The organism is Xanthomonas sp. CFBP 8445 (assembly GCF_025666235.1).
Classification (GTDB): domain Bacteria; phylum Pseudomonadota; class Gammaproteobacteria; order Xanthomonadales; family Xanthomonadaceae; genus Xanthomonas_A; species Xanthomonas_A indica.
Window position 1 is genome coordinate 2292389 of record NZ_CP102594.1, and the last position, 26982, is coordinate 2319370.

Here is a 26982-nt window from a genome sequence, read left to right on the forward strand (position 1 = left end):
GCTCAACTCCTGGTACGTCGTGCTGCCGCATGCCGGCGCGCGAAGTCCGCGGCCAGGTCGGCAAGGGTGATCTCCGAAAACCGCTTCAACAGCAACGCCTCGGCCTCTGCGAACGTGCCTTCGAGTGCGGCATTCACCGCTTGCTCCACCAGACATTCCGGGGCTTCGTGCCGATTGCCGATGGCGAACAGGGCGGGTTCGCCCAGCGCCTCGTGCAACTGGCGCAAGGTGACCGCGGCCAGGTCGGCGTGGATGCGCCATCCGCCGGCATGCCCGCGGTCCGAGGTCACGATGCCGGCGCCGCGCAAGTACCCCATGGTCCGCCGGACCACGACGGGGTTGGTTCCCAGGCACTGGGCCAGGGAGTCGGAGGTCATGGGGCCATCGTGCTCGGCCATGTGCAGCAGGGCATGCAGGACAGAAGACAGGCGGCTGTCGCGTTTCATGTAACTAATGATGTTTCGAAAGCTGTGGCGGGTCAAGTGCGACCTGGGTGCCGGCGCTGCGATCGCGATCAACGGATGTGCCGTGGAACATTTGCGCACCTGTCGTCCGTAAGGCGCGCCGAGTGCGACCGGATTCGCCGCGATCGCGACATGGTGGTATTCGGTGGCATGGCGCTTGTTCACCGAGGAATGGCCACGACCTGGTTTCGCATCATCGCCACCGTGGTGTTTGTCGACCGCTTCCCGGCCCGGACCACGTACCTTGATCCAGCCTGAGATGCAGGCGGAATTCCCCGGGTGGGAAAGGATCGATGGAATGGAAACGAAGGCGAAGGGCTTGGCAATCGTGGTCGCGGCGGGACTGGCGCTGTCCTTTCAGGCGCAGGCGCAGTCGTGCTGCCCCTCCGGCGGGCACGGGGTCGTCGGCAAGGGCTTGGGGGAAAGCGTGCCCAAGGCGCTGAATCTCGCTACGGATTCGGCCTGGCGCGTCTATGAGTTCTCGCGCGATGGCGTGAACTACCTGCAGATCAACGACGCCAGCGGCGTGGTGCGCGCCGCGGTCGGCCGCATCGGCAAGACGCTGTGGGTGCTGCCGATGGGCAGCGACGTGGCGCGCGTCTCGCTGACGGCGGCGCCACTGGTGCCGGGCCGCGTGGTCTATCGGACGTCGGAAGTCGTGGTGCGGCTGCGCAGCCATGCCAGCGGCGACGCATGGGAGATCACGCCGGCAGAGTGAGCCCGGGGGGACGCGCTTTCGGACACCAGAAAGCTGAAGCTCAACGCATGGCGGCGCCGGCAGGTGCCGCCATGCGCCTGCAGGCGGACCGCCAGTTCGCGGTCCGGCGCCTCCGGGCGGCGGCGCAGCGCGCTCAGCATCGCCGCATCGGCGGTGATGCGGATGGCGATGCCTTGCCGGCCCCTCGCACGCCATACCCGCGCCTGCAGCAGGTGGGTGTGGGCCACGGGCAGCGTCTCGATGGCGTCGAGGATGCAGCGATAGGCCACCAGCTGCAGGCCCAGCGACAGCCGCTGCGGATCGCCATGCAGGCGGCAGCGGAACTCCGTCGCGCACAGGTTGGCGAAGGTCGGCGAGCGCAGGGTGGGATACAGCCCATGCGTCTCGATCCCGAGCGGATACAGCGCGGTGACGTATTCGTCCAGCAGTTGCGCCTGGATCACGCCGGTGCGGGTCATCTGCATGGCGGCGGCGTAATGGCCGCGCGCGCGCAGGTCTTCCACCACGTCGCGGCGCAGCTTGTTGATCTGGGTGCTGAGGTCGGTGTAGTCGACCACCCGCCGGCGCAGCGTGCGTTCGGCCGACAGGTACCCGGCCTGCGCGAAGGCCAGCGCCTGCTCGCGCATGCGCCCGTCGTCGCGCATGTGCCGGCAGGCCGCGGAGATGCGCGATCCGAACGCGAACATCACCGTGGCGGTGGCCGCGAGCAGGATCTGCACCACGAACGCGTCGGCGTCGTGCATGCCGGGTGCGACGGCCCTGGGCATGGACAGCGCCACGGCCACGTTCGCCAGCACCACGCCGAGCGCCGCGCCCCGCCAGCCATGGCGCAGCGTCAGCACGATCGCCGGGACCACCAGCAGCACCAGCAGCACCTGCCGCAGCACGGCATCGTCGACGGCGGCGATCGACGCCGACAGCACGACGGCCGCGGCGATCGACGCCAGGCCCTCGCGCAGCAGCGAGGCCTGCATCTGCGCAGGCTCGTCGCGGCGCAGCCACAGCAACGCGGGGAGCACGAACATCAAGGTGCCCAGGTAATCGCCCAGCCAGTAGCGCAGCAGCACATCCAGCGGCGCCGGCCCCGTCGGACCGCCCAGTGCGGTGTTGATCGCGATGTTGCAGAGCGTGCTCCACAGCGCGGTCGCCAGCGTCAGCGGCAGCAGCCAGTGATCGTTGCGCGCCAGATCCGGAATGCGCTGACGCATCAGGACCGGCAGCAGCGATACCGCCGGCATCAGCAGGAACGGACTCAGATACGCCCAGGCGGCACTCGCTCCCCAGGTCTCGCTCATGGGAATGCGCAGCGTCAGCAGCGCGGCGGCATCGCCGGCCAGCAACCACGGCCAGCGCCGCGCGGGCAGGAACAGCAGGCTGGCGACGCGCACGCCTGCCGGCAGATACCACTGGTCTACGGAGCAGCGCCAGGCCAGCAGGAACGCGGCACAGTAGGCAGCGCTCAGTAGAACGCCTCTGGCGATATCTCGTCCTGCGGCCATCCCCGCCATCCGTGGTGTGTCGCCGCTACTGTATAAGCCGGATCGGCGTCGAGGGTAGACAGTTGGTCGTGGGACGACAGTGTGAGATGCGTCGCACGTGGTCGACGGATGCAGGTGGATGCGTGTTCGTGTTTCCGCGTCTGCATCCGCGCGTTCGCGATCACGACAGCCCGTTCGCTCATTGCGATGGCGCGTCAGTGCCTCTCTGGCAGGGCTCCACACTTGCACACGGCTTCTGCATCGTATCGTCGCAACGCTTGCGTGCGTTTCGGTCGCTCGCGCGGCGATGCAGGCGCCGCGTGGACGCAGGCGCGACACCGGCGACGCTAGGCTCGCGCCATCTCGATAGTTCCAAGCCAGAGGAGACCGTCCCGATGACCGAGGCGAACCAGCACATCCTGCAGGCCGCGAATGCCGCCCTCGCCGCAGGCGATCACGAAGGCTTTCTCGTTCACTGCACCGAAGATACGACCTGGCACTTCATCGGCGAGCGGACACTCCGAGGCAAGCAGGCGGTGAGGGAGTGGATGGCCGAGGCCTACCGGCAGCCACCGCAGTTCGACGCCCGCAAGTTCATCGTCGGCGATGGCCACGTCGTGGCCATCGGCCAGATCGCGCTCGCTACCGGCGACGCCGGGACGTCGCTGTTCTCCTACTGCGACGTCTGGCGATTTCGCGATGGGCAGATGGCGGAACTGGAGGCGTACGTGGTGCCGCTGTCTGCAGCGCAGGACGGTTAGCCGCGAGCGCGCATCCGGCCTCTGGCATCCATTCTTATCGCGCCGTCGCGTGCGCGTCTGCGCACGGCGCGACGCCAGGATCGCTCAGTGCAACAAGGTGTCCGCCAGCAGCTTCAGGTTCAGTACCACGATCAGCGCGGCGATCGCCCAGGCCAGCCAGGCCAGCCCACGGCGCACCACCAGCGGGCCCATGCGTTGCTTGTCGGTGACGAAACGCACCAGCGGGATCACCGCGAACGGCAACTGCATCGACAGCACCACCTGGCTCAGCACCAGCAGCTTGGCCGTGCCCTGCTCGCCGTACAGCGAGGTCACCGCGACTACCGGCACGATCGCCAGGCCGCGGGTCAGCAGGCGCCGCGCCCATGGCGGCAGGCGCAGGTGCAGGAAGCCTTCCATCACGATCTGCCCGGCAAGCGTGGCCGTAACGGTGGAATTGATGCCGGAGGCCAGCAGCGCCACCGCGAACAGGGTCGAGGCCAGGCCGACGCCGAGCATCGGCGCCAGCAGTTCGTGTGCCTGTTCGATTTCCTCCACGTCGGTGCGGCCGTGCGCATGGAATACCGCGGCGGCGAGGATCAGGATCGCAGCATTGACGAACAGTGCCAGGCTCAGCGCGATGGTGCTGTCGGTCAATGCCCAGCGCAGCGCCGAACGGCGGCCCTGGTCGGTGCGTTCGTAGGCGCGGGTCTGCACGATCGAGGAATGCAGGTACAGGTTGTGCGGCATCACCGTCGCGCCGATGATGCCGATCGCCAGGTACAGCGCGGCCGGATCGGTCACCACCTGCGCGCGTGGGATGAAGCCGGCCAGCACCTCGCGCAGCGGCGGCGCGGCCAGCACGATCTGCACCAGGAAGCAGGCGAAGATCACCGTCAGCAGGGCGATCACGAACGCTTCCAGCGCGCGGAAGCCGCGGCGCATCAGGAACAGCACCAGCAGCGCGTCGACCGAGGTGATGATCGCGCCGGCGGTCAGTGGAATGCCGAACAGCAGCTTCAGCGCGATCGCGGTGCCGATCACCTCGGCCAGGTCGCAGGCGATGATGGCGGCCTCGCAGGCCAGCCACAGCAGGAAGTTCACCGGCTTGGAATAGTGCGCGCGGCAGGCCTGGGCCAGATCCAGGCCGGTGGCGATGCCCAGGCGCGCAGCCAGGCCCTGCAGCACGATCGCCATCAGGTTGGACAGCAGGATCACCGACAGCAGCAGGTAGCCGAAGTGCGAGCCGCCGGCGATGTCGGTCGCCCAGTTGCCCGGATCCATGTAGCCGACCGAGACCATGTAGCCGGGCCCGAGGAAGGCCAGAAAGCGGCGCCAGCCCAGGCCGGTGCGCGGCACGGCGACGCTGGCGTGCATCGCCCCCAGGCTGGGGCGCGGCTCGCCACGGCTGGCGTGTTCGGCAGCGGAACGGGGCAGGGGCAGGGGGGCGGCCATGGCAACCACGGGGTGAGGCGGGGTGCGAACGAGTATATAGCAGGTGCTATATGGATTAGCATTGGCAATTCAAATCGCTGCGATAGCCCGGATTTCGGCCAGAATAGGCGGGTGGCCGGCGGGCGCCGGCACCGGACAAGGGCGTTGCAATGCAGAAAAGCGGGAAGTCGATGGCGCCGACGGCGGTGCTGCTCGACGCCGAGGTGCAGGTCGAAAGCTTCCGCCAGGTGCGTGAAGCGCACCGCCTGGAGCTGATCGAGGACTACGTGGAGTTGATTTCCGACCTGCTCGCCGATGGCGGCGAAGCGCGGCAGGTGGATATCGCCGCGCGCCTGGGCGTGGCCCAGCCGACCGTGGCCAAGATGCTCAAGCGCCTGGTCAAGGGTGGCTGGGTGGTGCAGCGTCCGTATCGTGGCGTGTTCCTGACCGCCGAGGGCGAGGCGTTGGCCGCCGCCAGCCGGCAGCGCCACCAGACCGTGGAGCAGTTCCTGCTGGCCCTGGGGATCGATCCCGACACCGCGCGCCGCGACGCCGAGGGCATCGAGCACCATGTCAGCGAAGCGACGCTGGCGGTGTTCGCCGAGTTCGTGCGCAAGCACAGCGCGCCGCGATGAGCCTCGGCGAGGACGTGCAACAGGCGCGCGACGAGCACTGGATGCGCCACGCGCTGGCCCTGGCCGAACGCGCCGAGCGCGACTTCGACGAGATCCCGGTCGGCGCAGTGCTGGTCTCGGCCGACGACACGGTGTTGGGCGAGGGCTGGAACCTCAACATCGCCGAGCACGACCCCAGCGCGCATGCCGAGATCGTCGCGCTGCGCCAGGCCGGCCGCCGGCTCGGCAACCACCGCCTGGTCGGCAGCCGCCTGTACGTGACCCTGGAGCCGTGCGCGATGTGCGCGATGGCGGTGGTGCACGCGCGGGTGGCGGAACTGGTCTATGCCGCCACCGATCCCAAGACCGGCGCCTGCGGCAGCGTGTTCGACCTGCTCGCCGACCCGCGCCACAACCACCGCGTGCAGGTGCGTGGCGGGGTGCTGGCGGCGGCGGCCAGCACGCGCCTGACCAACTATTTCCGCGCCAAGCGCGGCAAGCCGCCACTCGGCGCGTGAGCGCCACGCCCCTGCCGGTCGCGCAGCCCGCGCGGTATCATTGACGCTTGATACGACACTCCCGCGCCGGCATCGCCGCCGCGAACGACAGGACGGTGATATGGCGCAAGCGCACGTGGCGAACGATCGGCTGATCTGGATCGATCTGGAAATGACCGGCTTGGATACCGATCGCGATTCGATCATCGAAATCGCCACGGTGGTGACCGACGCTCAACTCAACGTGTTGGCCGAAGGACCGGAGTTCGCCATTGCCCATCCGCTGCAGACGCTGGAGGCGATGGACGAGTGGAACCGCAACCAGCACCGCCACTCCGGCCTGTGGCAGCGCGTGCTCGACAGCCGGGTCACGCTGGCCGAGGCCGAGGCCGAGACCATGGCGTTCCTGACCCAGTGGTGCAAGCCCGGCACCTCGCCGATGTGCGGCAACTCGATCTGCCAGGACCGGCGCTTCCTGCACCGGCAGATGCCGCGGCTGGAGCGTTTCTTCCATTACCGCAACCTGGACGTGTCGACGCTGAAGGAACTGGCGCGGCGCTGGGCGCCGACGGTGTCGGCCGGACTGACCAAGACCTCCTCGCATACCGCGCTCAGCGACGTGCACGACTCCATCGACGAACTGCGCTACTACCGTCCGTTCATGGGCAGGCTGGGCGGGCAGGGCGAGGGCTGACCCGCGCTCCGGGCCTTCGCGCCGCTGCGGGGCGATGCGGCACGCCGCCCGATGCGTGTCGGGCGGATGCAAGAGATAACGAGGATGACGCCGCCGCTCAGCGCGCCAGCGGCGGTCCCGGCTTGGTCTCGCCGTCGTCGGTGACGCCCTTGGTCAACAACTCCGCGATCGGGCGGCCGTCGGCATCGTGGTGGTACACGTGCAGGTCGCGCTGCGGATACGGAATGCTGAGCCCATTCTCCAGCAACTGGTTGCGGATCTGCTCCAGCGTGGTGCTCTTGGCCGCGCCGAAATCGCCATTCTTGGCGTAGCCGAACAGCATCAGGTCCACCGTGCTTTCGCCCAGGTTGGTGACCTGCACGAATGGAGCGGGGGTCTTCAGGATGTTCGGATTGTCCTGGGCGATCTTCAGCAACAGTTCCTGCGCCTTCTTCAGGTCGTCGCCGTAGCCGACGCCGACGGTGATCTCCAGGCGCCGGTTGGGCAGGGTGCTGTAGTTGACGATCGGCGCGGTGGTGATGGTGCTGTTGGGCAGGGTCACCATGCGCTCGTCGAAGGTGCGGATGCGGGTCTGGAAGATCCGGATCTCGTCGACCACGCCTTCCTGGCCGGCCACCACGACGTGGTCGCCGTCGCGCATCGGCCGCAGCACGATCAGCATCACCCCGGAGGCGATGTTGGACAGGGAGTCCTTCAGCGCCAGGCCCACGGCCAGGCCGGCGGCGCCGAGCACGGCGAACAGCGAGGTCGGCGGCACGCCGATCTTCTGCAGCGCAGTGACCAGCACCAGCACCAGCATCAACGCATAGGCGACGTTGCGCAGGAAGTTGCTGAGCGTGGTTTCCACCCGCGCACGCAGCAGGACGCGCTGCAACCACAGGCTCAGGCGCTTGGCGATCCACATTCCGATCACCAGGATCAGGATCGCCACGCCCCAGTTGAGCGCGTACTGCGACCAGTCCAGCGTGCGCCAGTCGAACGGGCGCGTGGCCGGCGTCGCCGGAGCGGCGGCCGTGGCGGCCGCCGTCAGTGCCGTCAGCCACGACTGCGCCATCGCCATCATCCCTTGCTCTTCAGCTTGGCCAGACGCAGCCAGGTGTCGACCACGGTGTCCGGGTTCAGCGATACCGACTCGATGCCTTCCTGCATCAGCCATTCGGCCAGGTCCGGGTGATCCGACGGACCCTGGCCACAGATGCCCACGTACTTGCCCTTGGCGCGCGCGGCCTTGATCGCCATCGACAGCATCTTCTTGACCGCCGGATTACGCTCGTCGAACAGGTGCGCCACGATCGAGGAATCGCGGTCCAGACCGAGCGTCAGCTGGGTCAGGTCGTTGGAGCCGATCGAGAAGCCGTCGAAGATCTCCAGGAATTCCTCGGCCAACAGCGCGTTCGACGGCACCTCGCACATCATGATGATCTTCAGCCCGTTCTCGCCCTGGCGCAGGCCGTTGCTGGCCAGCACCTCGACGACCTTGCGGCCTTCCTCGAGGGTGCGCACGAACGGGATCATGACCCACATGTTGTCCAGGCCCATCTCGTTGCGGACCTTGAGCACGGCCTTGCATTCCAGTGCGAACGCGGCGGCGAAGCTCGGATCGACGTAGCGGCTGGCGCCGCGGAAGCCGATCATCGGGTTCTCTTCGTGCGGCTCGTAGTTGCTGCCGCCGATCAGGTTGGCGTACTCGTTGGACTTGAAGTCCGACAGGCGCACGATCACCGGGTGCGGCGCCACCGACGCGGTCAGCGTGGCGATGCCTTCGGCCAAGCGGTTGACGTAGAAGCTCACCGGGTCGGCGTAGCCGGCGATCTTCTCGTCGATCTTCTTCTTGGTCGCCGCGTCCTGCTTGGCGTACTCCAGCAGCGCATTGGGATGGATGCCGATGTGCGCGGCGATGATCATCTCCAGGCGCGCCAGGCCGATGCCGGCGTTGGGCAACTGGCCGAAGTCGAACGCGCGCTCCGGGTTGGCCACGTTCATCATGATCTTCAGCGGCGCCGGCGGCATGTTGCCGAGATCGGTGGTGGTGCGCTCGAACGGCAGGCGCCCGCCGTAGATGTAGCCGGTATCGCCTTCGGCGCAGCTGACCGTCACTTCCTTGCCGTCCTCGACCAGCTCCATCGCATTGCCGGTGCCGACCACTGCCGGCACGCCCAGTTCGCGGGCGATGATCGCCGCGTGGCAAGTACGGCCGCCGCGGTTGGTGACGATCGCCGAGGCGCGCTTCATCACCGGCTCCCAGTCGGGATCGGTCATGTCCGCGACCAGCACGTCGCCAGGCTGCACCCGGTTCATGTCCTCCAGGCTGCGCACCACGCGGGCGACGCCGGCGCCGATCTTCTGGCCGATGGCGCGGCCTTCGGCGATCACCTCGCCGCGCTGCTGCAGCGCGAAGCGTTCGATCTGGGTCGCGTGGCCGCGCGACTTCACCGTCTCCGGGCGCGCCTGCACGATGAACAGCTTGCCGCTGACGCCATCCTTCGCCCACTCGATGTCCATCGGCCGCTGGTAGTGCTGCTCGATCACCAGTGCCTGCTTGGCCAGTTCCTGCACGTCCTCGTCGCTGATCGAGAACGTGTTGCGCAGCTGCGCCGGGGTGTCCTCGATGCGCACGCGCTCGCCCGGCACGTCCGAATACACCATGCGGATCAGCTTGCTGCCCAGCGAGCGGCGCAGGATCGCCGGCTTGCCGGCCTTGAGGGTGGGCTTGTAGACGTAGAACTCGTCCGGATTGACCGCGCCCTGCACGACCATTTCGCCGAGGCCGAAGCTGGAGGTAACGAACACCACGTCGCGGAAACCGGACTCGGTGTCCAGGGTGAACAGCACGCCGGACGCGCCGACGCCCGAGCGCACCATCAGCTGCACGCCGGCCGAGAGGAACACGTCCTCGTGCTTGAAGCCGTGATGCACGCGGTAGGCGATGGCGCGATCGTTGTAGAGGCTGGCGAAGACTTCCTTGACCTTGTGCACCACGTCGTCGGCGCCGGTCACGTTGAGGAAGGTCTCCTGCTGGCCGGCGAAGCTGGCATCGGGCAGGTCCTCGGCGGTGGCCGAGGAGCGTACCGCGACGGCCACGTCGCCGCCGCCGTTCTCGTTGCACAGCTGCGCGTAGGCGTCGCGGATCGCCTGGTCCAGTTCCGGCTGCAGCGGCGCGTCGATCACCCAGCCGCGGATCTCCTTGCCGGCCGCAGTGAGCGCGCCCACGTCTTCCACGTCCAGCGTGGCCAGCTTGTCGAAGATGCGCTGGTACAGATCGTTGTGGGCGACGAAGGCCTTGAACGCTTCGGCGGTGGTGGCGAAGCCGCCCGGCACGGAGACTCCGAGGCCCGCCAGGTTGCCGATCATTTCGCCGAGGGAGGAATTCTTGCCACCGACGCGGGCCAGGTCGGCCAGGCGCAGCTCATGCAACCACAGGATGTTCTCGTTCAAGCGCGATGCTCCGTTAGGCCATCGCCCGAGGCGGGCTGAATGGCCGCGTCCGTGAGGGAAGAAGCCGATATGATGCAGTGCGTACCCGAGCCGGCACAAGCGAAGCGGGCGTATCCGTTGGGTTTCAGCCAGGAGAATGCAGGCAATGTCGACGATCAGACCGGTGTTCTACGTGTCCGATGGAACCGGTATCACCGCTGAAACCATTGGGCATAGCCTGCTCACCCAGTTCAGCGGTTTCAGCTTCGTCACCGACCGCATGTCGTTCGTAGACGATCCGGAAAAAGCCCGCGATGCGGCGCAACGCATCCATGCCGCGGGCGAGCGGTACCAGGTTCGGCCGATCGTGGTCAACTCCTGCGTCGATCCGCAGTTGAGCATGCTGCTGGCCGAAAGCGGTGCGTTGATGCTCGACGTGTTCGCGCCCTTCATCGAGCCGCTGGAGCGCGAATTGAACGCGCCGCGGCACTCGCGAGTGGGGCAGGCGCACGGCCTGGTCGATTTCGAGACCTACCACCGCCGCATCAACGCGATGAACTTCGCGCTGGCGCACGACGACGGCATCGCGCTCACCTACGACGAGGCCGACGTGATCCTGGTGGCCGTCTCGCGCGCGGGCAAGACGCCGACCTGCATCTACCTGGCGCTGCACTACGGCGTGCGTGCGGCCAACTATCCGTTGACCGACGAGGACCTGGAGAGCGATCGGCTGCCGCCGCGGCTGCGGCCGTACCGCAACAAGCTGTTCGGGCTGACCATCGATCCGGAGCGGCTGCAGCAGATCCGCCAGGAGCGGCGGCCGAATTCGCGTTACTCCAATGCGGAGACCTGCCGACGCGAAGTCGCGGCGGCCGAAACCATGTTCCGCATGGAACGGATTCCGACGCTGAGCACCACGCATACCTCGATCGAGGAGATTTCCAGCAAGGTGCTGGCGACGCTGGGATTGCAGCGCGAGATGTTCTGAACGGGCAGGGCGACGGGCGGGGCCGTTCCTGGCGGCAATGGCATTTCCGCACGTCGCCGCACGGAGTTCCACGGTAGGCCCACGGCATCGATCCGTCAATGCTGCCGCCGGCGCGATCCAGCGTGTAGGATCGGTCCATGCAGCACGCCCTGACCCGCAGCGAACGCATCCCCCGGCTCAGCCGTTTCGGCTGGCTGATGGGGCTGTACGCCGAGAACTACCTGCACCTGAACCGTTTGTTCGTGCCGGCCGATCTGGCCGCCGGCAGCTACGTCTCCAGCATCGGCGACGGCCTGGACCTGCGCCTGGACGTGATCGAGCGCCATCGCTACACCGTCGAACTGCGCCTGACTTACGACCTGTGCGATCCGCTGACCGGCGAGCCGGACCCCTCGGCCTATGTGCGCCTGTACCTGGACGCGCGCCAGGCCGAGACCACCCATTGCTATGTCGGCCGCCGCTGGCAGGACGTGATGGGGCTGTACCCGCCGCCGGCGGAACTGATCAGCCACCGCATGCGCATGAACACCTTCCTCGGCAAATGGCTGGAATACCTGGCCGAGCGCGGCCATGGCGTGGCCACGCTGCGGCCGGCGCCGCCGCTGCCGCGCGCCTCGCAGGACGCGGCGACGCCCGCCGTCTAGCCTCCGGATAGACCAGGCGGCCGCGCGGATACGGCATACTGCGCGCCCGTTGCCACCTGCCGTCGCCGCATGCCTTACACCCCCATCGTCGCCACCTTGGGCTACGTGCTCTCGCCCGACCGCAGCCAGGTGCTGCTGGTCCACCGCAACGCCCGGCCCGGCGACCATCACCTGGGCAAGTACAACGGCCTGGGCGGCAAGCTGGAGGCGGACGAGGACGTGCTGGCCGGCATGCGCCGCGAGATCCTGGAGGAAGCCGGCATCACCTGCGAGGCGCTGCAGTTGCGCGGCACCATCAGTTGGCCGGGGTTCGGCAAGCACGGCGAGGACTGGCTGGGCTTCGTGTTCCTGATCGAGGCCTACAGCGGCGAACCGTTCGCCGAGAACGCCGAGGGCGCGCTGGCCTGGGTGCCGATCGCGCAGATGGACACGCTGCCGATGTGGGAGGGCGACCGCCACTTCCTGCCGCTGGTGTTCGATGGCGACCCGCGCCCGTTCCATGGGGTCATGCCGTACCGCGACGGACGCATGCAGTCCTGGCGCTATTCGCGGGTCTGACACTTAAAGCCCCTCTCCCGCCGGGAGAGGGGTTGGGGTGAGGGTACGGCGCGAAAGCGACCCGCGGGGTTTGGGTGGGGTGGGACAAGGGTGCGGCGCGAAAGCGATTCGCGGAGTTTTGTTGCGTCAGGCTCCGCCGTACCCTCATCCGGCCCTTCGGGCCACCTTCCCCCGACAGGAGAAGGAACAGCCTCATCTCTCTCGCCTCCGGCTTGTCCACAGCAGCTGTGGATCGTTCCTGCACAAGCCTGTGGGCAAGCGTGGCAAGTCGCTGAAATGCCTGCCCGATTTTGCCGGGTGGTGAAAATTTCAGCAGTCCGGGTCGCACTTCTCCACAGCCGGTGTGGATGAAATCGCACGAACGCTGTGGATAAGGGACCGGTGGCGTTGTGCCACAACGGCCGCCGCCGCGCTGGCGAAAAATTCGCCAGCGTCGATCGCGCGCCCGCATCGTCGCACGTGCGTGCGCGTCGCAGCGCTACTGCGCGGTCCAGCCGCCGTCGATGGCGATGGTCTGCGCGGTGATGTTGCGTGCCGCCGGCGAGGCCAGGAATGCCACGCAGCCGGCCAGTTCGTCGTAGGCGATGAACACGCCCTTGGGCATCGGCTTGAGCATCACCTGGGCGATCACGTCGGCTTCGGAGATGCCGCGGGTGCGGGCCTGGTCGGCGATCTGCCTGTCCACCAGCGGCGTCTTCACGTAGCTGGGGCAGAGCGTGTTGATGGTGATGTCGGTATCGGCGGTCTCCAGTGCGATGACCTTGGAGAAGCCGACCAGGCCGTGCTTGGCGGCGACATAGGCACTCTTGTACGGGCTGGCGACCAGCGAGTGGATGCTGCCGATATTGACGATGCGGCCGAAGCCGCGTTCGCGCATGCCCGGCAGCACCGCCTGGGTCAGCCGCGCCACGCCGGTGAGCATCACCTCCACCAGCAGGCCCCACTTCTCCATCGGGAACTCCTGCAGCGGCGCCACGTGTTGCAGACCGGCGTTGTTGACCAGCACGTCCACCGGCCGGCTCAGCGCGGCAAGCGCGGCCTGGATGCTGTCGGCGCTGGCCACGTCCAGCGCCACCGCTTCTGCCGAGCCGCCAGCCTGGCGCAGCTGCGCGGCGACCGCCTCGGCGGCAGCCAGGTCGAGGTCGCTGACGACGACGTGGCGGCCGCCGGCCGCCAACTCGTGGGCGATGCCGGCGCCGATGCCGCTGGCGGCACCGGTGATCAGGACGGTCTGCATGGGGCAATACCTGCGCGAAAGTGGGGGCGGTCAGCGTAGCAGCGCACCGCGCGCCCCGGCAGCGGGCCGCTCGCCAGTGCGGCGGCGCCACGCTACCCTGTGCCGTCGCTCGCCGCTCACGCCGGATCCGCCACGTTATGCCGATGAAACGCCACTTCTCCATGCTGCGCGAATTCCAGCTGGCCGACTGGTTCACCCTGGCCAATGCCTTCTGCGGAACCGGTGCGGTGTTCGCGGCGATGCGCTTCCTGCAGGACGGCCGCCGCAGCGACCTGCTGTTCGGCATGGCGTTGATTCCGCTGGCGTTCGTGTTCGACGCGCTCGACGGCCGGGTGGCGCGCTGGCGCAAGTCGTCCTCGACGCTGGGCCGCGAGCTGGATTCGCTGGCCGACGTGATCTCCTTCGGCGTGGCCCCGGCCGCGCTGGCCTACGCCTGCGGCATGCAGGGCGGTTGGGACTGGCTGGTGCTGAGTTTCTTCGTCTGCTGCGGGGTCAGCCGCCTGGCCCGCTACAACGTCACCGCCGAGCAGATCGCCGGCGACGGCGACAAGGTGCCGTACTTCGAGGGCACGCCGATCCCGAGCAGCCTGGGGCTGGTCATCGTGCTGGCGATCGCCGCGCACCTGGGCCACATCGGCGACGCCTTGTGGTGGGGCGAGTGGCGGCTGGGACCGTGGCTGCTGCACCCGCTGGCGCTGCTGTTCGCGCTGTCCGGCTCGCTGATGATCAGCAAGACGCTGCGCATCCCCAAGCCCTGATCGCAGCGGGTTGCTATCATCGCGGGCCAGTTCGGGAGATTGGCGATGAAGGCTAGCGGCGGCGGTGGCGCCGGCGATTTCGAGGCGATGACGCGGCAGTACTGGGAGGCCTGGAGCGCCGCGTTGCGCCAGGGCGCCCCGGCCCCCGCGTCCGCCGCGGCCGGCGACGGTACCGGCTCCTGGCGCGAGGCGATCGCGGCCTGGAGCCAGTGGCTGCCGCGCGGCAGCGCGCCGCAGGCCGAGGACGCAGTGGCGCAGTTCCAGCAGCATGCCGGCGACTGGCTCGGCGCGATGCAGCAGGTGGCCGCGCGGTTCGCCGGCCGCGACGCCAGCAGCGCCGAGGTCGCCGAGGCCTGGAAACGCCAGGTGCAGGGCCAGCGCGAGCAGTTGCTGCAGTGGCTGCTGGGCGCGGTGCGCGGCACCGGCCAGGCCGGGATCGACCCCTGGTTGCAGCAGGCGGCGCAGTGGCTGCAGGGCCTGCAGCGCGACAGCGGGCCGTGGCTGCAGATGCCCGGGTTCGGCCCGGCGCGCAACCACCAGGCGCGCTGGCAGGCGCTGGCCAAGGCGCAGCAGGACTACCAGGCGCAGTTGCAGGCCTACCTGGGACTGCTGCAGGGCGCCATCGACCGCGCCTTCGGCCTGTTCGAGGAGAAGCTGCGCGCGCACGAGGATCCGGGCCGGCAACTGACCAACGCGCGGGCGATGTTCGATCTGTGGATCGATGCGGCCGAGGAGGCCTATGCGGCGGCCGCGCTGTCGCCGGAGTTCCGCCAGGTCTACGCCGACGTCGCCAATGCGCAGATGCGCCTGCGCGCCTTGCTGCAGCGCGAGACCGAGCAGGTCTGCGAGCAGGTGGGCCTGCCGACGCGCACGGAACTGGATGCCGCGCATCGGCGCATTGCCGAGCTGGAGCGGCGGCTGCGGCGCTTGGAGCGTGGCGACGGGCAGGGCGCGACCGCCGGTCCGGCCGTGACGCCCGCACCTGCCGCGGCCACGCCGACCTCGCCAAGGAAAAACGCCAGGAACACGGCCGCCGGCGCGCCCGCTGCCAAGACCGCGGCGACCGCATCCAAATCCAAAGCCAAAGCCAAGGCTGCGCCGGCGGCCGCGCCGCGCCGCGCCGGGGCCGCGCCCGCCGCGCGTCGGAGTCGTTCATGAAAGGGCCGTTGAGTTTCAGCAGCGACGATCTGGTCCAGGAAACCCTGGAGCTGCAGCGCAAGCTGCTCGAAGGCCTGCGCGTGCTGCCTGGCCTGGACGCGGTGGACTACGGCGCCACCGTGCGCCAGGAAGTGTGGCGCGACGGCAAGGTGGTGCTGTATCGCTTCGTCGGCGACCGCCCGCCCACCGCCAAGGTGCCGCTGCTGATCGTCTATGCTCTGGTCAATCGCCCGTACATGGTCGACCTGCAGGCGGACCGCTCGCTGGTGCAGGGCCTGCTGGCGCTGGGCGAGGACGTCTATGTGCTGGACTGGGGCTACCCGGACCGCTCCGAGCGCTACCTGACGCTGGAGGACTACCTGCTGCGCTACATCGATGGCGCGGTGGACCACCTGCGCGCGGCCGGCGACGGCGCGCCGGTCAACATGCTCGGGATCTGCCAGGGCGGCACGTTCTCGCTGTGCTACTCCGCGCTGCAGCCGGAGAAGGTGCGCAACCTGGTCACCATGGTCACGCCGGTGGATTTCCACACCCCGGACAACATGCTGTCCAACTGGGCGCGGCAGGTCGACGTCGACCTGTTCGTGGACACGCTCGGCAACGTGCCGGCGGACCTGATGAACGTCAGCTACCTGATGCTCAAGCCGTTCCGGCTGAACCTGCAGAAATACGTGGGCCTGCTCGACATCCTCGACGATCCGCGGGCGCTGGAGGATTTCCTGCGCATGGAGAAATGGATCTTCGATTCGCCGGATCTGGCCGGCGAGACCTTCCGCGAGTTCGTCAAGCAGTTCTACCAGGACAACGCGCTGATGCACGGGCGCGCGCGCATCGGCACCCACACCGTGGACCTGGGCCGGGTCACCATGCCGGTGCTCAATGTCTATGCCGAGCAGGACCACCTGGTGCCGCCGGACGCGTCGCGGGCGCTGCGCGGTGTGGTCGGCAGCCGCGACTATGCCGAACTGAGTTTCCGCGGCGGCCACATCGGTATCTATGTCTCCGGCCGCGCCCAGCGCGAAGTACCGGCGGCACTGCACCGCTGGCTGGCCGAGCGCGATGGCGGACACTGAGCGCTGGCCCCATCGCGCCGTCACGCGGGACCCGCGTCGGCGCGGGTAGAGTGGGGCGCCGCCGTCGCTGGAGCCGCCGCCATGTCGCAACCCCGTTCGCTGTCGCGCTCGTTGAACGACCGCATGATCGCGGGCGTGATGGGCGGCATCGCCCACCGCTTCGGCTGGAATGCGACCCTGCTGCGGGTGCTGTACGTGGTCGGGTCGATCGTCTCGGCCGCGTTCCCCGGCATCCTGGTCTACCTGATCCTGTGGCTGCTGATTCCCAACGAAGCCGACTGAAGCGGCCGCTGCCGCTGGCCTGGCGCCGTGCCGGCATCGCCGTCGGCGCCCTGTGGACTTCGCCCAATACCTTGCTTGGTGTACTTGCCGGGAGCATCGCGCTGGCCTTCGGTGCGCGCTTGCGTTTCAGCCGCCGCGAACTGGCGCTGGTGTTCGAACGGGTGCCGTTGCGGCCGCGCGGGGCGATGACGCTGGGCAACGTGATCCTGCTCAGCGCCGACGATCTGGACGTGGCCTGCGCCACCTACGAGCACGCCGCCGGTCGCTGCCGGCATCCGGCGGTGCGGCTCGGCGACCACGAACGTGCGCACGTGCTGCAGTACATGCTGCTGGGGCCGCTGTTCCTGCCGGTGTACCTGGCCTGCGGTGGGGTCAGCGTGCGCAATCCCCTGGAGCGGGCTGCCGATCGCTACGCGCTGTACGGTCGCGGCTGGTGGCCGGGCACGGGCTGAGTGCGCAAACCGCTGCTTTGGCCATGCACGAGGTCATCGCGTAGGAGCGGCTTCAGCCGCGACGGGCGTTCCTGGCAATGCCTGGTCGCGGCTGAAGCCGCTCCTACGAGCGACCCACGTCCTTGCGAATGGCTGCCGTCAATCCAGTCGTGAAAAACCGAACAGGCGCTTGAGCGGGTGCGCGTGCCGCTCGATCTGCGCGCGCAGCAGGCCGGCGCCGATCATGCTGTAGGTGATGCCGTTGCCGCCGTAGGCCATGGCGAACTGCACGCGCGGGCCGTGCTGCGGATGCGGGCCGAAGAACGGAAGGCCGTCTTCGGTCTCGGCGAAGGTGCCGGCCCAGGCGAAGGTCGGCTGCAGCTCCAGCCCGGGGATCGCCTTGGCGATCTTGCGCGAGAGCGTCCGTGCCTTGCTGTCCACGCGCGCATCGCGTCGTGCGGGCACGTCGACGCTGTCGTCCTCGCCGCCGGCGACGATGCGGCCGTTGCCGGTGCTGCGCAGGTACAGATACGGCCGCGCGCTCTCCCAGACCATGGTGTCGTGCAGCGGGCCGAGCGCGGACGGATCCAGCGGGTCGCTGACGAAGGCATAGCTGCTGCGGTTGCGCGCCACGCGCTGGTCCAGCCAGTGCTGATTGGCGTAGCCGGCGGCCATCACCACGTGGCCGGCGCGCACCTGCGCGCCCTGGTCGGTGTGCAGGGTCACGCCGCGGCCATTGACCACGATCCGCGCGATGCGGGTGCGGTCGTAGACGCCGACGCCGCGCCGGAACGCCCGGCCGAGCAGACGGTAGGTGAGGCGGTACGGATCCACCCGCGCCGCCTGGTGGCTGAGAATCGCGCCGTGCGCCTGGATGCCGTAGTCCGTGTCCAGCGCCCGCGCGTCCAGCCATTCCACGTTCAGGCCGTGCCGCGCGCGTACCTCCAGCTCTTCCTGCAGCACCCGCACGTGCCGGCGTTTGCTGGCGTAGTAGAGGCTGTCGTTGCGGGAGAAGTCGACGTCGCGCAGCGGCCGCACCAGGTCGCGCAATTGCTCCAGCGCCTGCGCGCAGGCACCGTAGGCCAGCGCGGCGGCGGGTTCGCCATAGCGCTTGGCCAGGTCGATCAGGTGGGTGTCGATCTCGTACTGCAGCAGGGCGGTGCTGGCCGCGGTGCTGCCCCAGCCGATGTCGCGCTGCTCCAGGACCGTCACGGCATGCCCGTGGGTACTCAGCTCCTCGGCGATCAACGCGCCGGTAATGCCGCCGCCAACGACGGCGACATCGCAGCGCACGTCGTCGCGCAGTTGCGGAAAACTCTGCATCAGCCCGTTGCGGACCGACCAGAAGGGATAGCCGCTTTTAAGATCCATGACGACCCGGCGCAGAAAGGATGTGCGACTTACGCGCAGGCCCGGTTAAGTTCGCGTGAGGCGGCGCAGGCGTCACCTTGGGGCAAACAGCCGCGATTAACCTCGGTGCAGAAGTCCCTCACATGGCGCTGTGTATGGTGCGCGCCAGTTCCACGAATTCCCTGTAGAGGAAGCGTCATGTCGGTCGTTCTGTACATCGGTGGCAGCAAGGACGGAGAGAAGGGCGTGGTGCCCTACGGTTTCCGCAAGTCCATGAAGGAAACCGAGGCAGGCCCGGAGATCTATGTCGAGCGCTTGCTGGCGGTGAGCGATCGGCAGGTGCGGATCATGGCGCTGGAATCGCTGCAGGACGAGTTCGTCGTGGAACGGCTGCACAGGTATTATTCGCGTTGACGCCGGCGTGCGAACCCCGGTGTGGCCGCCCGCCTAGGCGGGCCAGCGACGGTTCGCACCGACCTGCCATCGACCATGCCCGCACCAGAAACCAGTAACAGCCCGGCGCCGCCGACGACCGTCGACCCGAACGCACCCACCGACATGTCCAACCAGCGTAGCGATATCTTCTTCGCTGCGGTGCAGACCACGCGCATGCCGATGATCGTGACCGATCCGCGGCAGCCGGACAACCCGATCATTTTCGTCAATCGCGCGTTCCTGGAGATGACCGGGTACAGCCGCGATGAGCTGATCGGCAACAACTGCCGCTTCCTGCAGGGGCCGGACACCGACCGCGAGACGGTGCGCAGTGTGCGCGATGCGATCACCACGCACGACGAAGTGGCGGTGGAGATCCTCAACTACCGCAAGGACGGTTCCAGCTTCTGGAACGCGCTGTACATCTCTCCGGTCTACGACGATCGCGGCGAACTGGTCTATTTCTTCGGGTCGCAGCTGGATGTCAGCCGCCGCCGCGACGCCGAGGACGCGCTGCGCCAGGCGCAGAAGATGGAAGCGCTGGGCCAGCTCACCGGCGGCATCGCGCACGACTTCAACAATCTGCTGCAGGTCATGTCCGGGTACCTGGAACTGATCGAACATGCGGTCGAGAGCGATCCGCTGAACCCATTGCTGCTGCGCAAGAGCGTGGAGCGCGCGCGCGACGCCGCGGGCCAGGCCGCGCGCCTGACCCAGCAGTTGCTGGCGTTCGCGCGCAAGCAGAAGCTGGAAGGGCGGGTACTCAACCTCAATGCCCTGGTGGCCGGCATGAGCGATGTGGCCGAGCGCACGCTGGGCGACGGCATCGCGTTCTCGCTGGAACTGGCGCCGGACCTGCGCAACTGCCGGATCGACCCGACCCAGGCCGAAGTGGCGCTGCTGAACATCCTGATCAACGCCCGCGACGCCATGGCCGACCAGGCGTCGCCGCGCCTGGTGATCCAGACCCGCAACGTGTCGGTGCGCGCCGACGAACCCACCACCTACGACAACCTGCTGCCCGGTCACTACGTCTGCGTGTCGATCACCGACAACGGCAGCGGCATGCCGCCGGAGGTACTGGCGCGGGTGCTGGATCCGTTCTTCACCACCAAGGAAGAAGGCAAGGGCACCGGCCTGGGCCTGTCGATGGTGTACGGCTTCGCCAAGCAATCCGGCGGCGCGGTACGCCTGTATTCGGAGGAGGGCCACGGCACCACCGTGCGCCTGTACTTCCCGATCGACGACAACGTCGAGAACATGGCGCCGCGCGATTCGCGCACGCGCCGTCCGTTCGACCGCCAGGGCGACGAGACCATCCTGATCGTCGAGGACCGGCCGGACATCGCCGAGCTGGCGCGGCTGTTCCTGGAGGACCAGGGCTATGCCACGCACGTGGTCTACAACGCCCGCGAGGCGCTGGAGCTGCTCGATACCGGCGTGCACGTGGACCTGCTGTATTCGGATCTGATCATGCCGGGCGGCCTCAACGGGGTGATGCTGGCGCGCGAGGCGCGGCGGCGCCGGCCCAAGATCAAGGTGCTGCTGACCACCGGCTACGCCGAATCCTCGATCGAGCGCACCGACGCTGGCGGCAACGAGTTCGACGTCTTGGCCAAGCCCTACAACCGCCAGGAGCTCACCCGCAAGGTGCGCATGGTGCTGGACGGCCCCAACGGGGTGAGCTGACGCGGCCAGGTCGGCGCGCGCCTGTCAACGGGTTCCCCGGCGGCGCGCGCACTGCGAAAATGCGGGTTTTCCGCAAGGCGGCTTCGGCCGGACGCAATGCACGACACTCAGCTCGCCCAGCAGATCGCCCACACCATCGCCGCCGAGATCGGCGCGCAGCCGGCGCAGGCGCGCGCCGCCATCGCCCTGCTCGACGAGGGCGCCAGCGTCCCGTTCATCGCGCGCTACCGCAAGGAAGTCACCGGCGGGCTGGACGATACCCAGTTGCGCAACCTGGAAGTGCGCCTGACCTATCTGCGCGAACTGGAAGAGCGCCGCGCCGCGGTGCTGGCCAGCATCGCCGAGCAGGGCAAGCTCAGCGACGAACTGCGCGCGGAGATCGTCGCCGCCGACACCAAGTCGCGGCTGGAAGATCTGTACCTGCCGTACAAGCCCAAGCGCCGCACCCGCGCGCAGATCGCCCGCGAGGCCGGGCTGGAGCCGCTGGCCGACGGCCTGCTGGCCGATCCGAGCCTGGTGCCGGAGACCTTCGCCGCCGGCTTCGTCGATGCCGACAAGGGCGTGGCCGACGTCAAGGCCGCGCTGGAAGGCGCACGCGCGATCCTCATGGAGCGCTGGGGCGAAGATGCCGCGCTGGTCGGCGAACTGCGCAGCTGGCTGGGCGAGGTCGGGGTGATCCGCGCCCGCGTGTCCGAGGGCAAGGAGCAGGAAGGCGCCAAGTACCGCGACTACTTCGATCATGCCGAAGCGCTGGCCAAGATTCCCTCGCACCGGTTGCTGGCGCTGTTCCGCGCGCGCCGCGAGGAGATCGTGTACCTGGAACTGGATCCCGGCAACGAGGCCGAGGCCGGCCATCAGTACGCCGAAGGCCGCGTCGCGCTGCGCGCCGGCATCGCCAACCAGGGCCGCCCCGGCGACCGCTGGCTGCTGGATGCCTGCCGCATGACCTGGCGCGCCAAGCTGCACATGCACCTGCTGCTGGACCTGTTCAACCAGGCCCGCGAAAAGGCCGAGGCCGAGGCGATCGCGGTGTTCGGCGACAATCTGCAGGACCTGATGCTGGCGGCGCCGGCCGGGCCGCGCGTGACCCTGGGCCTGGACCCCGGCATCCGCACCGGCTGCAAGGTCGCGGTGGTCGACGCCACCGGCAAGCTGCTGGCGACCGACACCATCTACCCGCACGAGCCGCGCCGGCAGTGGGACCAGTCGCTGCACACGCTGCGGCAGCTGTGCACCCAGCACGGCGTCGAGCTGATCGCGATCGGCAACGGCACCGCCAGCCGCGAGACCGACAAGCTGGCCGCGGACCTGATCAAGCAGAACCCGCAGCTGAAGCTGGAGAAGATCGTGGTCAGCGAGGCCGGCGCTTCGGTGTATTCGGCCTCCGAGTTCGCCGCCAAGGAGTTCCCGCAGCTCGACGTGTCGCTACGCGGTGCGGTGTCGATCGCGCGGCGCCTGCAGGATCCGCTGGCGGAGCTGGTCAAGATCGAGCCCAAGGCCATCGGCGTGGGCCAGTACCAGCACGACGTCGACCAGTACCGCCTGGCGCGAGCGCTGGACGCGCGCGTGGAGGACTGCGTGAACGCAGTCGGCGTGTACGTCAACACCGCCTCGGCAGCGCTGCTGTCGCGCGTGTCCGGGCTGTCGTCGAGCGTGGCCGAGAACATCGTGCGCCACCGCGACGACAACGGCCCGTTCAAGCGCCGCAAGGATCTGCTCAAGGTGCCGCGGCTGGGCGAGAAGACCTTCGAGCAGTGCGCCGGCTTCCTGCGCATCGCCGATGGCGAGGAACCGCTGGACGCCTCGGCGGTGCACCCGGAAGCCTACCCGGTGGTGGAGCGCATCGTCGGCGCCACCGGCAAGCCGATCAAGGCGCTGATCGGCGACGGCGGCTTCCTGCGCGGGCTCAAGCCGGACCAGTTCACCGACGAGAAGTTCGGCCTGCCCACCGTGCGCGACATCCTCAAGGAACTGGAAAAGCCCGGCCGCGACCCGCGTCCGGAGTTCAAGGCCGCGCGTTTCGCCGAGGGCGTGGAAGACATCAAGGACCTCAAGCCGGGCATGGTGCTGGAGGGTGTGGTCAGCAACGTCGCCGCGTTCGGCGCGTTCGTCGACATCGGCGTGCACCAGGACGGCCTGGTGCACATCTCCGCGCTCTCGGACAGCTACGTCAAGGATCCGCGCGACGTGGTCAAGGCCGGCGACATCGTCAAGGTCAAGGTGCTGGAGGTGGACGTGGCGCGCAAGCGCATCGCGCTGACCCGGCGCCTGGACGACGCGCCGGCGCCGGCGCGTCCGGCCGAGCGCGACAGCGGCGCGCGGGGTGCCGGTGGCCCGCCGCGGCGCGAGCGCGACGGGCGCGGCAACTCCGGCGGCGGCAACGCCAGGCCGCGTCCGGCCACGACGGTGGCAGCGCCGGTGAACAGTGCGCTGGCCGACGCGTTCGCCCGCGCCAAACGCGGCTGAGGTTGCAGGAGGAAGGCCGGCGCGACCGCAAGCTGCGGTCGTGCGCTGCGCCGGATCAGGCCGGTTCGGCGCGCGAACTCTGGTCGGTGGCGAGCGTAGCCGGCGGCGGTGCCACCAGCGATGCGGCCAGTCCGAGCAACTTGACCGGATCCACCGGCTTGCCCAGGTGTGCATCGAAGCCGGCTTCCAGGGCCAGCGCGCGATCCTCGCTGCGCACATAGGCAGTCAGCGCGATGGCCGGGATGCGGCTGGCTGCGCCAGCGCCGCGGGCGCGCACGCTGCGGATCAGGCTGTGGCCGTCGCGGCGTGGCATGCCCACGTCGCTGACCAGCAGGGCATACGGCCGCTCGCGCAGCAGCGCCTCGGCATCGTCGGCGCAGACCGCGGTCTCGACCACGGCGCCGGCTTCCTGCAGGAAGCGCTGGGTGACGCCGCGCGAATCCATGTCGTCGTCCACCACCAGCACGCGTACGCCGTCCAGGCGGATGCCGCCGCGTCGCAGCACGCCGCCTGGCATCGCCGCGTCGTCGCCGCGGCGGATCGCGTCCAGGCCGTGCAAGTCGTTGCGCGGCAGCAGCAGGGTGAAGGTCGCGCCGAGACCGACACCGTCGCTGCTGACCGACAACTGCCCCTGGTGCAGTTCGGCCAGCTGCTTGGCGATCGCCAGGCCCAGGCCGAGGCCGCCGGCACTGCGCGTGCTGCTCGCATCGGCCTGGCGGAAGCGGTCGAACACGTGCGGCAGGAACACCGGGTCGATACCGATACCGGTATCGCCGATGGCGATGCGCACGTGGGTACTGGTGCTGTCCAGGGTCACCGTGACGGTGCCGGCGCTGGGGGTGAACTTGATCGCATTGCCGATCAGGTTGGTCAGCACCTGCTGCAGCCGCACCGCATCGCCCAGGTAGGGCAGGGCGGTGGCGTCGTCGGCGACCAGCACGATGTCGATGCCCTTGTTCTGCGCGCCGGGACGGGCCGCATCGATGGTCTCGGCCAGCAATGCGCGCAGGTCCAACTCGTCCGGCTCCAGGTGCACCTTGCCGGACAGGATGGCGCTCATGTCCAGCAGGTCATCGATGATCTGCGCCTGCGAGTGGGCGCTGCGTTCGATGACTTCCAGGCCTCTGACCAGGTCCTTCTCGCGCACCGCCTCGTCCTGCATCAGCCGCGACCAGCCGAGGATCGCGTTGAGCGGCGTGCGCAACTCATGGCTGAGCGTGGCCAGGAATTCGTCCTTCATGCGGCTGGCGCGCTCGGCCTCGCTGCGCGCGCTCTGTTCGGCGGCGAGCAGCTGCTGCAGGCGCAGATCGGTGCCGCGGCGCTCGATGATGATGCCGGCCAGGTGCGAGGCCGAGCGCGCCAGATCCTGTTCGTGCGGATTGGGGTAGTGCACGAACGGGTAGTACAGCGCGACTACGCCCAGCACTTCGCCGTCGCTGGCCAGGATCGGCGTCGAGCAGCAGGCGATGATGTCCGCTTCCAGGGCGGTGGCCAGGTAGGCTTGCCAATGCGGATTCACCCGCACATCGCTGCACAGCACCTGCCGGCGCAGGTAGGCGGCGCGTCCGCAGCAACCGGTGTTGGGACCGATCGGCAGGCGCTGCACTGCCTTGCGGAAGGCGGGCGGCATGCTCGGCGCCGCCCCTTCCAGCAGGCACTGGCGATGCTCGTCCACCAGCATGATGGTGCAGCGCAAGCCGACATCGCTCTGCGACTCGATGCCGCGCGCGATCGCCTCCAGCACCGCGTTGAGCGGCTTGCCGGTGGTGATCATCTCCAGCGCGGCGCGCTCGGCGGTGGTGGCGTTCTCGATGCGTTTGCGCTCGGCGATGTCCAGCAGCGAGCCGATGAAGCCGAGGAACTGCCCCGACGAACTGAAGCGCGGCGTGGCGGTGTCCACGCACCAGCGATACTCGCCATCATGGCGGCGCAGGCGGTACTCAATGGTGTAGCCGCGCCGGTCGGCGCAGGCGCGCGCCAAGGTGCGGCCGATGGCGGCCAGGTCGTCGGCATGGATCTTTTCCTGCCAACCGCTGCCCATCGCCTCCTGCTCGCTCTGCCCGGTGAACAGATACCATTGGCGGCTGACGTATTCGCAGTCGCCGTCGGCATTGGACATCCAGATCATCACCGGGGCGTTGTCGCACAGCTGGCGGAAGCGCAGCTCGCTTTCCTGCAGGCGCTGCTCGACCAGGCGGCGGTCGTGGATGTCGGTATTGGTGCCGATCCAGCGCACGATGCGGCCGCTGTCGTCGCGGATCGGCAGGGCGCGGCCGAGATGCCAGCGGTACTCGCCGTCATGGCGGCGCAGCGGGTACTCGATCTCGTACGGCTTGCCGCTGCGCAGCGCCTCCGGCCACACCTCCATCACCCGTGCCAGGCCTTCCTCGGTATGCACATGGCGCCAGCTGTCATAGCCGGCCTCGCCGAGCGGCAGCCCGGTGTATTCGTACCAACGGCGGTTGAAGTAGTCGACGTGGCCGTCCGGCATGGCGGTGAACACGATCTGCGGCATCGCATCGGCCAGTTCGCGCAGCCGCGCGGCACTGCTGGCCAGTTCGCTTTGCGCGCCCGCGCGTTCCATCGATTCCCAGCAGCGCGCCGCCACCAACCGCACCAGCTCGATCTCGGCTGACATCCACACCCGCGGCTGGGTCTGGTGCACGCCGATCGCCGCGACCAGCCGGCCAGCCTTGTGCAGCGGGGCGGTGAGCACCGCGCGCATGCCCAGGCGCCGATAGTTCGGATCGTCCATCCGCATCGGCGGCCGGTGGGTCTCGGTGTCCTGCACCACCCACGGCCGGTTCTCGCGCATGCAGTCCAGCAGGTCGCTGCCGAAGTCGCTGAAGCGCGAGCGCCCGGTCAGGTGCGTGGCGCCATCGACGTAGTCGGCGCGCACGTCGAAGGCATCCTCGTCGGCCTCGACGATCGCGTAGGCGCAGCGGCTGGCGCCCAGGTGCTGGCCGAGCAGGGCGGCCCCGGTCTCGCAGATCGCTTCGACGCTGTGCAGGTTCTGCAGCGTGTCCTCGAGCATCAGCAGGAAGCTGTCGTGCGCCTGCGCGCGCGCCTGCTCGGTGCGGTCGATGCCGTGCACCAGGATCCCGCTGACCTTGCCCTCGGCATCGTGCATCGGCTGATACACGCATTCCAGCGTGGTTTCCGAGGTCGCTTCGTGGGTCGTGCGGCAGAGCTGGAAGGTCATCGCCTCGTCGATGAACGCCTGACCGCTGCTGCGGACGCTGTCGAGCAGGCCAATGATGCCCTGCTGCCGGATTTCCGGAATGGCTTCGAGCAGCGGACGGCCGACCACCTCGCGCGGTCCGACCAACTGCTGGTAGCGCCGGTTGACGGTCTCGATCACGTAGTCCGGGCCGCGCAGGATCGCCAGCGCCGCCGGCGACTGCTCGAAAGCATCGGCCATCTGCGCGCGTTGCGCGTCCAGCGCCTTGAGCAGGGCATCGCGTTCGCGGGCCAGGGTGATCCGCGCGGTGTCTTCGGTGCACACGCACAGCACGCCGGCGATATGGCCGTCGTCGTCGAACAGCGGGCTGTAGGAGAAGGTGAAGTACACCTGCTCGCTGTAGCCGTTGCGCATCATCGTCAACGGGATATGTTCGTTCCAGGTCGATTCGCCGCTGGCCATGACCTGGTCGGCCTGTGCCCGGACCTCCGGCCACACGTCCGGCCACACCTCTTCCATCGGCCGCGCGAAGCCCTGCGGGTGGCGCAGGCCGAGGATCGGCACGTAGGCGTCGTTGTAGAGGTTGAACTGGCGCTCGCCCCAGCGCACCGCCATCGGGAACCGCGAGTTCAGGCAGATCGACAGCGCGGTGAGCAGGCTCTTCGGCCACTGCTCCATC

24 protein-coding genes are annotated in these 26982 nt (G+C 68.6%); 16 read left to right on the forward strand and 8 right to left on the reverse strand.

What is annotated here, in order from left to right:
- Window positions 1-2 precede the first annotated feature (2 nt).
- Window positions 3-446, reverse strand: coding sequence for an Rrf2 family transcriptional regulator (locus tag NUG21_RS09705; RefSeq protein ID WP_019798467.1), 444 nt, complete (start codon window positions 444-446; stop codon window positions 3-5).
- Window positions 447-762: 316 nt separating this feature from the next.
- On the opposite strand from NUG21_RS09705, the gene NUG21_RS09710 reads away from it, so the two are divergent.
- A complete protein-coding gene (locus NUG21_RS09710; RefSeq protein WP_160947280.1) occupies window positions 763-1182 on the forward strand; it encodes a hypothetical protein in 420 nt (139 codons plus the stop codon).
- On the opposite strand, the gene NUG21_RS09715 is transcribed toward NUG21_RS09710, so the two are convergent.
- The gene (locus NUG21_RS09715; protein WP_263392928.1) at window positions 1104-2681 is read right to left on the reverse strand and encodes an MASE1 domain-containing protein; all 1578 of its coding nucleotides are present in this window, start codon (window positions 2679-2681) and stop codon (window positions 1104-1106) included. The two genes, NUG21_RS09710 and NUG21_RS09715, sit on opposite strands and share 79 nt — an antisense overlap.
- Window positions 2682-3055: 374 nt before the next feature.
- Between NUG21_RS09715 and NUG21_RS09720 the strand changes: the two genes are divergently transcribed.
- Window positions 3056-3421, forward strand: a complete 366-nt coding sequence (locus NUG21_RS09720) for a nuclear transport factor 2 family protein (RefSeq protein ID WP_019796068.1) — start codon at window positions 3056-3058, stop codon at window positions 3419-3421.
- An 84-nt stretch (window positions 3422-3505) separates the two neighbouring features.
- On the opposite strand, the gene NUG21_RS09725 is transcribed toward NUG21_RS09720, so the two are convergent.
- Complete coding sequence (locus tag NUG21_RS09725; protein ID WP_263392929.1) at window positions 3506-4855, reverse strand: Nramp family divalent metal transporter; 1350 nt, start codon at window positions 4853-4855, stop codon at window positions 3506-3508.
- A 149-nt stretch (window positions 4856-5004) separates the two neighbouring features.
- Between NUG21_RS09725 and mntR the strand changes: the two genes are divergently transcribed.
- The 3 genes from mntR (at window position 5005) to orn (ending at window position 6639) form a co-directional block, all read left to right on the forward strand.
- A complete protein-coding gene (gene mntR / locus NUG21_RS09730) occupies window positions 5005-5469 on the forward strand; it encodes a manganese-binding transcriptional regulator MntR (protein ID WP_019798789.1) in 465 nt (154 codons plus the stop codon).
- Entirely contained in the window at window positions 5466-5966 is a 501-nt protein-coding gene (gene tadA / locus NUG21_RS09735; protein WP_263392930.1) for a tRNA adenosine(34) deaminase TadA, read from the forward strand. The genes mntR and tadA overlap by 4 nt, the downstream gene beginning before the upstream one ends.
- A gap of 100 nt (window positions 5967-6066) precedes the next feature.
- Complete coding sequence (gene orn, locus NUG21_RS09740) at window positions 6067-6639, forward strand: oligoribonuclease (protein ID WP_263392931.1); 573 nt, start codon at window positions 6067-6069, stop codon at window positions 6637-6639.
- A gap of 97 nt (window positions 6640-6736) precedes the next feature.
- Here the strand turns inward: orn and NUG21_RS09745 are convergent, their stop codons facing one another.
- A complete protein-coding gene (locus tag NUG21_RS09745; RefSeq protein WP_160947304.1) occupies window positions 6737-7699 on the reverse strand; it encodes a mechanosensitive ion channel family protein in 963 nt (320 codons plus the stop codon).
- A complete protein-coding gene (gene ppsA, locus NUG21_RS09750; protein ID WP_152237568.1) occupies window positions 7699-10074 on the reverse strand; it encodes a phosphoenolpyruvate synthase in 2376 nt (791 codons plus the stop codon). The genes NUG21_RS09745 and ppsA overlap by 1 nt, the downstream gene beginning before the upstream one ends.
- 145 nt (window positions 10075-10219) lie before the next feature.
- On the opposite strand from ppsA, the gene NUG21_RS09755 reads away from it, so the two are divergent.
- The 3 genes from NUG21_RS09755 to NUG21_RS09765 all read left to right on the forward strand — a co-directional run bounded on the left by NUG21_RS09755 (window position 10220) and on the right by NUG21_RS09765 (window position 12243).
- Window positions 10220-11041, forward strand: a complete 822-nt coding sequence (locus NUG21_RS09755) for a posphoenolpyruvate synthetase regulatory kinase/phosphorylase PpsR (RefSeq protein WP_160947275.1) — start codon at window positions 10220-10222, stop codon at window positions 11039-11041.
- Between the two features lie 137 nt (window positions 11042-11178).
- The gene (locus tag NUG21_RS09760) at window positions 11179-11685 is read left to right on the forward strand and encodes a DUF1249 domain-containing protein (protein ID WP_160947274.1); all 507 of its coding nucleotides are present in this window, start codon (window positions 11179-11181) and stop codon (window positions 11683-11685) included.
- Window positions 11686-11754: 69 nt separating this feature from the next.
- Complete coding sequence (locus NUG21_RS09765) at window positions 11755-12243, forward strand: NUDIX hydrolase (RefSeq protein ID WP_160947273.1); 489 nt, start codon at window positions 11755-11757, stop codon at window positions 12241-12243.
- A 478-nt stretch (window positions 12244-12721) separates the two neighbouring features.
- Here NUG21_RS09765 and NUG21_RS09770 read toward each other — a convergent pair whose 3' ends face one another.
- Window positions 12722-13480, reverse strand: a complete 759-nt coding sequence (locus NUG21_RS09770; RefSeq protein WP_263392932.1) for a 3-hydroxybutyrate dehydrogenase — start codon at window positions 13478-13480, stop codon at window positions 12722-12724.
- Window positions 13481-13623: 143 nt separating this feature from the next.
- Here NUG21_RS09770 and NUG21_RS09775 point away from each other — a divergent pair, with 143 nt between their 5' ends.
- From NUG21_RS09775 to NUG21_RS09795, 5 genes are all read left to right on the forward strand, one after another.
- Window positions 13624-14238, forward strand: coding sequence for a CDP-alcohol phosphatidyltransferase family protein (locus tag NUG21_RS09775; RefSeq protein ID WP_017909499.1), 615 nt, complete (start codon window positions 13624-13626; stop codon window positions 14236-14238).
- A 45-nt stretch (window positions 14239-14283) separates the two neighbouring features.
- On the forward strand, window positions 14284-15396 hold the full coding sequence (gene phaE, locus NUG21_RS09780; RefSeq protein WP_263392933.1) for a class III poly(R)-hydroxyalkanoic acid synthase subunit PhaE: 1113 nt from the start codon (window positions 14284-14286) through the stop codon (window positions 15394-15396).
- On the forward strand, window positions 15393-16469 hold the full coding sequence (locus tag NUG21_RS09785) for a class III poly(R)-hydroxyalkanoic acid synthase subunit PhaC (protein WP_263392934.1): 1077 nt from the start codon (window positions 15393-15395) through the stop codon (window positions 16467-16469). Before phaE ends, NUG21_RS09785 begins: the two co-directional genes overlap by 4 nt.
- 81 nt (window positions 16470-16550) lie before the next feature.
- A complete protein-coding gene (locus NUG21_RS09790; protein WP_026144177.1) occupies window positions 16551-16751 on the forward strand; it encodes a PspC domain-containing protein in 201 nt (66 codons plus the stop codon).
- Window positions 16748-17203, forward strand: a complete 456-nt coding sequence (locus NUG21_RS09795; RefSeq protein WP_242083306.1) for a hypothetical protein — start codon at window positions 16748-16750, stop codon at window positions 17201-17203. The genes NUG21_RS09790 and NUG21_RS09795 overlap by 4 nt, the downstream gene beginning before the upstream one ends.
- 138 nt (window positions 17204-17341) lie before the next feature.
- Here the strand turns inward: NUG21_RS09795 and NUG21_RS09800 are convergent, their stop codons facing one another.
- The gene (locus tag NUG21_RS09800) at window positions 17342-18553 is read right to left on the reverse strand and encodes an NAD(P)/FAD-dependent oxidoreductase (protein ID WP_242083288.1); all 1212 of its coding nucleotides are present in this window, start codon (window positions 18551-18553) and stop codon (window positions 17342-17344) included.
- A gap of 177 nt (window positions 18554-18730) precedes the next feature.
- On the opposite strand from NUG21_RS09800, the gene NUG21_RS09805 reads away from it, so the two are divergent.
- From NUG21_RS09805 to NUG21_RS09815, 3 genes are all read left to right on the forward strand, one after another.
- Window positions 18731-18946 (forward strand): hypothetical protein, encoded by a 216-nt coding sequence (locus NUG21_RS09805; protein ID WP_019795894.1) that lies wholly within the window; start codon window positions 18731-18733, stop codon window positions 18944-18946.
- A gap of 144 nt (window positions 18947-19090) precedes the next feature.
- On the forward strand, window positions 19091-20656 hold the full coding sequence (locus tag NUG21_RS09810) for a hybrid sensor histidine kinase/response regulator (RefSeq protein WP_237473194.1): 1566 nt from the start codon (window positions 19091-19093) through the stop codon (window positions 20654-20656).
- 96 nt (window positions 20657-20752) lie between these two features.
- Window positions 20753-23122 carry a Tex family protein gene (locus NUG21_RS09815; RefSeq protein WP_263392935.1) on the forward strand — a complete coding sequence of 790 codons (2370 nt, stop codon included), beginning with the start codon at window positions 20753-20755 and terminating at the stop codon, window positions 23120-23122.
- A gap of 55 nt (window positions 23123-23177) precedes the next feature.
- On the opposite strand, the gene NUG21_RS09820 is transcribed toward NUG21_RS09815, so the two are convergent.
- Window positions 23178-26981: a PAS domain-containing protein gene (locus tag NUG21_RS09820; protein ID WP_263392936.1), complete on the reverse strand. Its 3804-nt coding sequence runs from the start codon at window positions 26979-26981 to the stop codon at window positions 23178-23180.
- Between the last annotated feature and the right edge of the window lies 1 nt (window position 26982).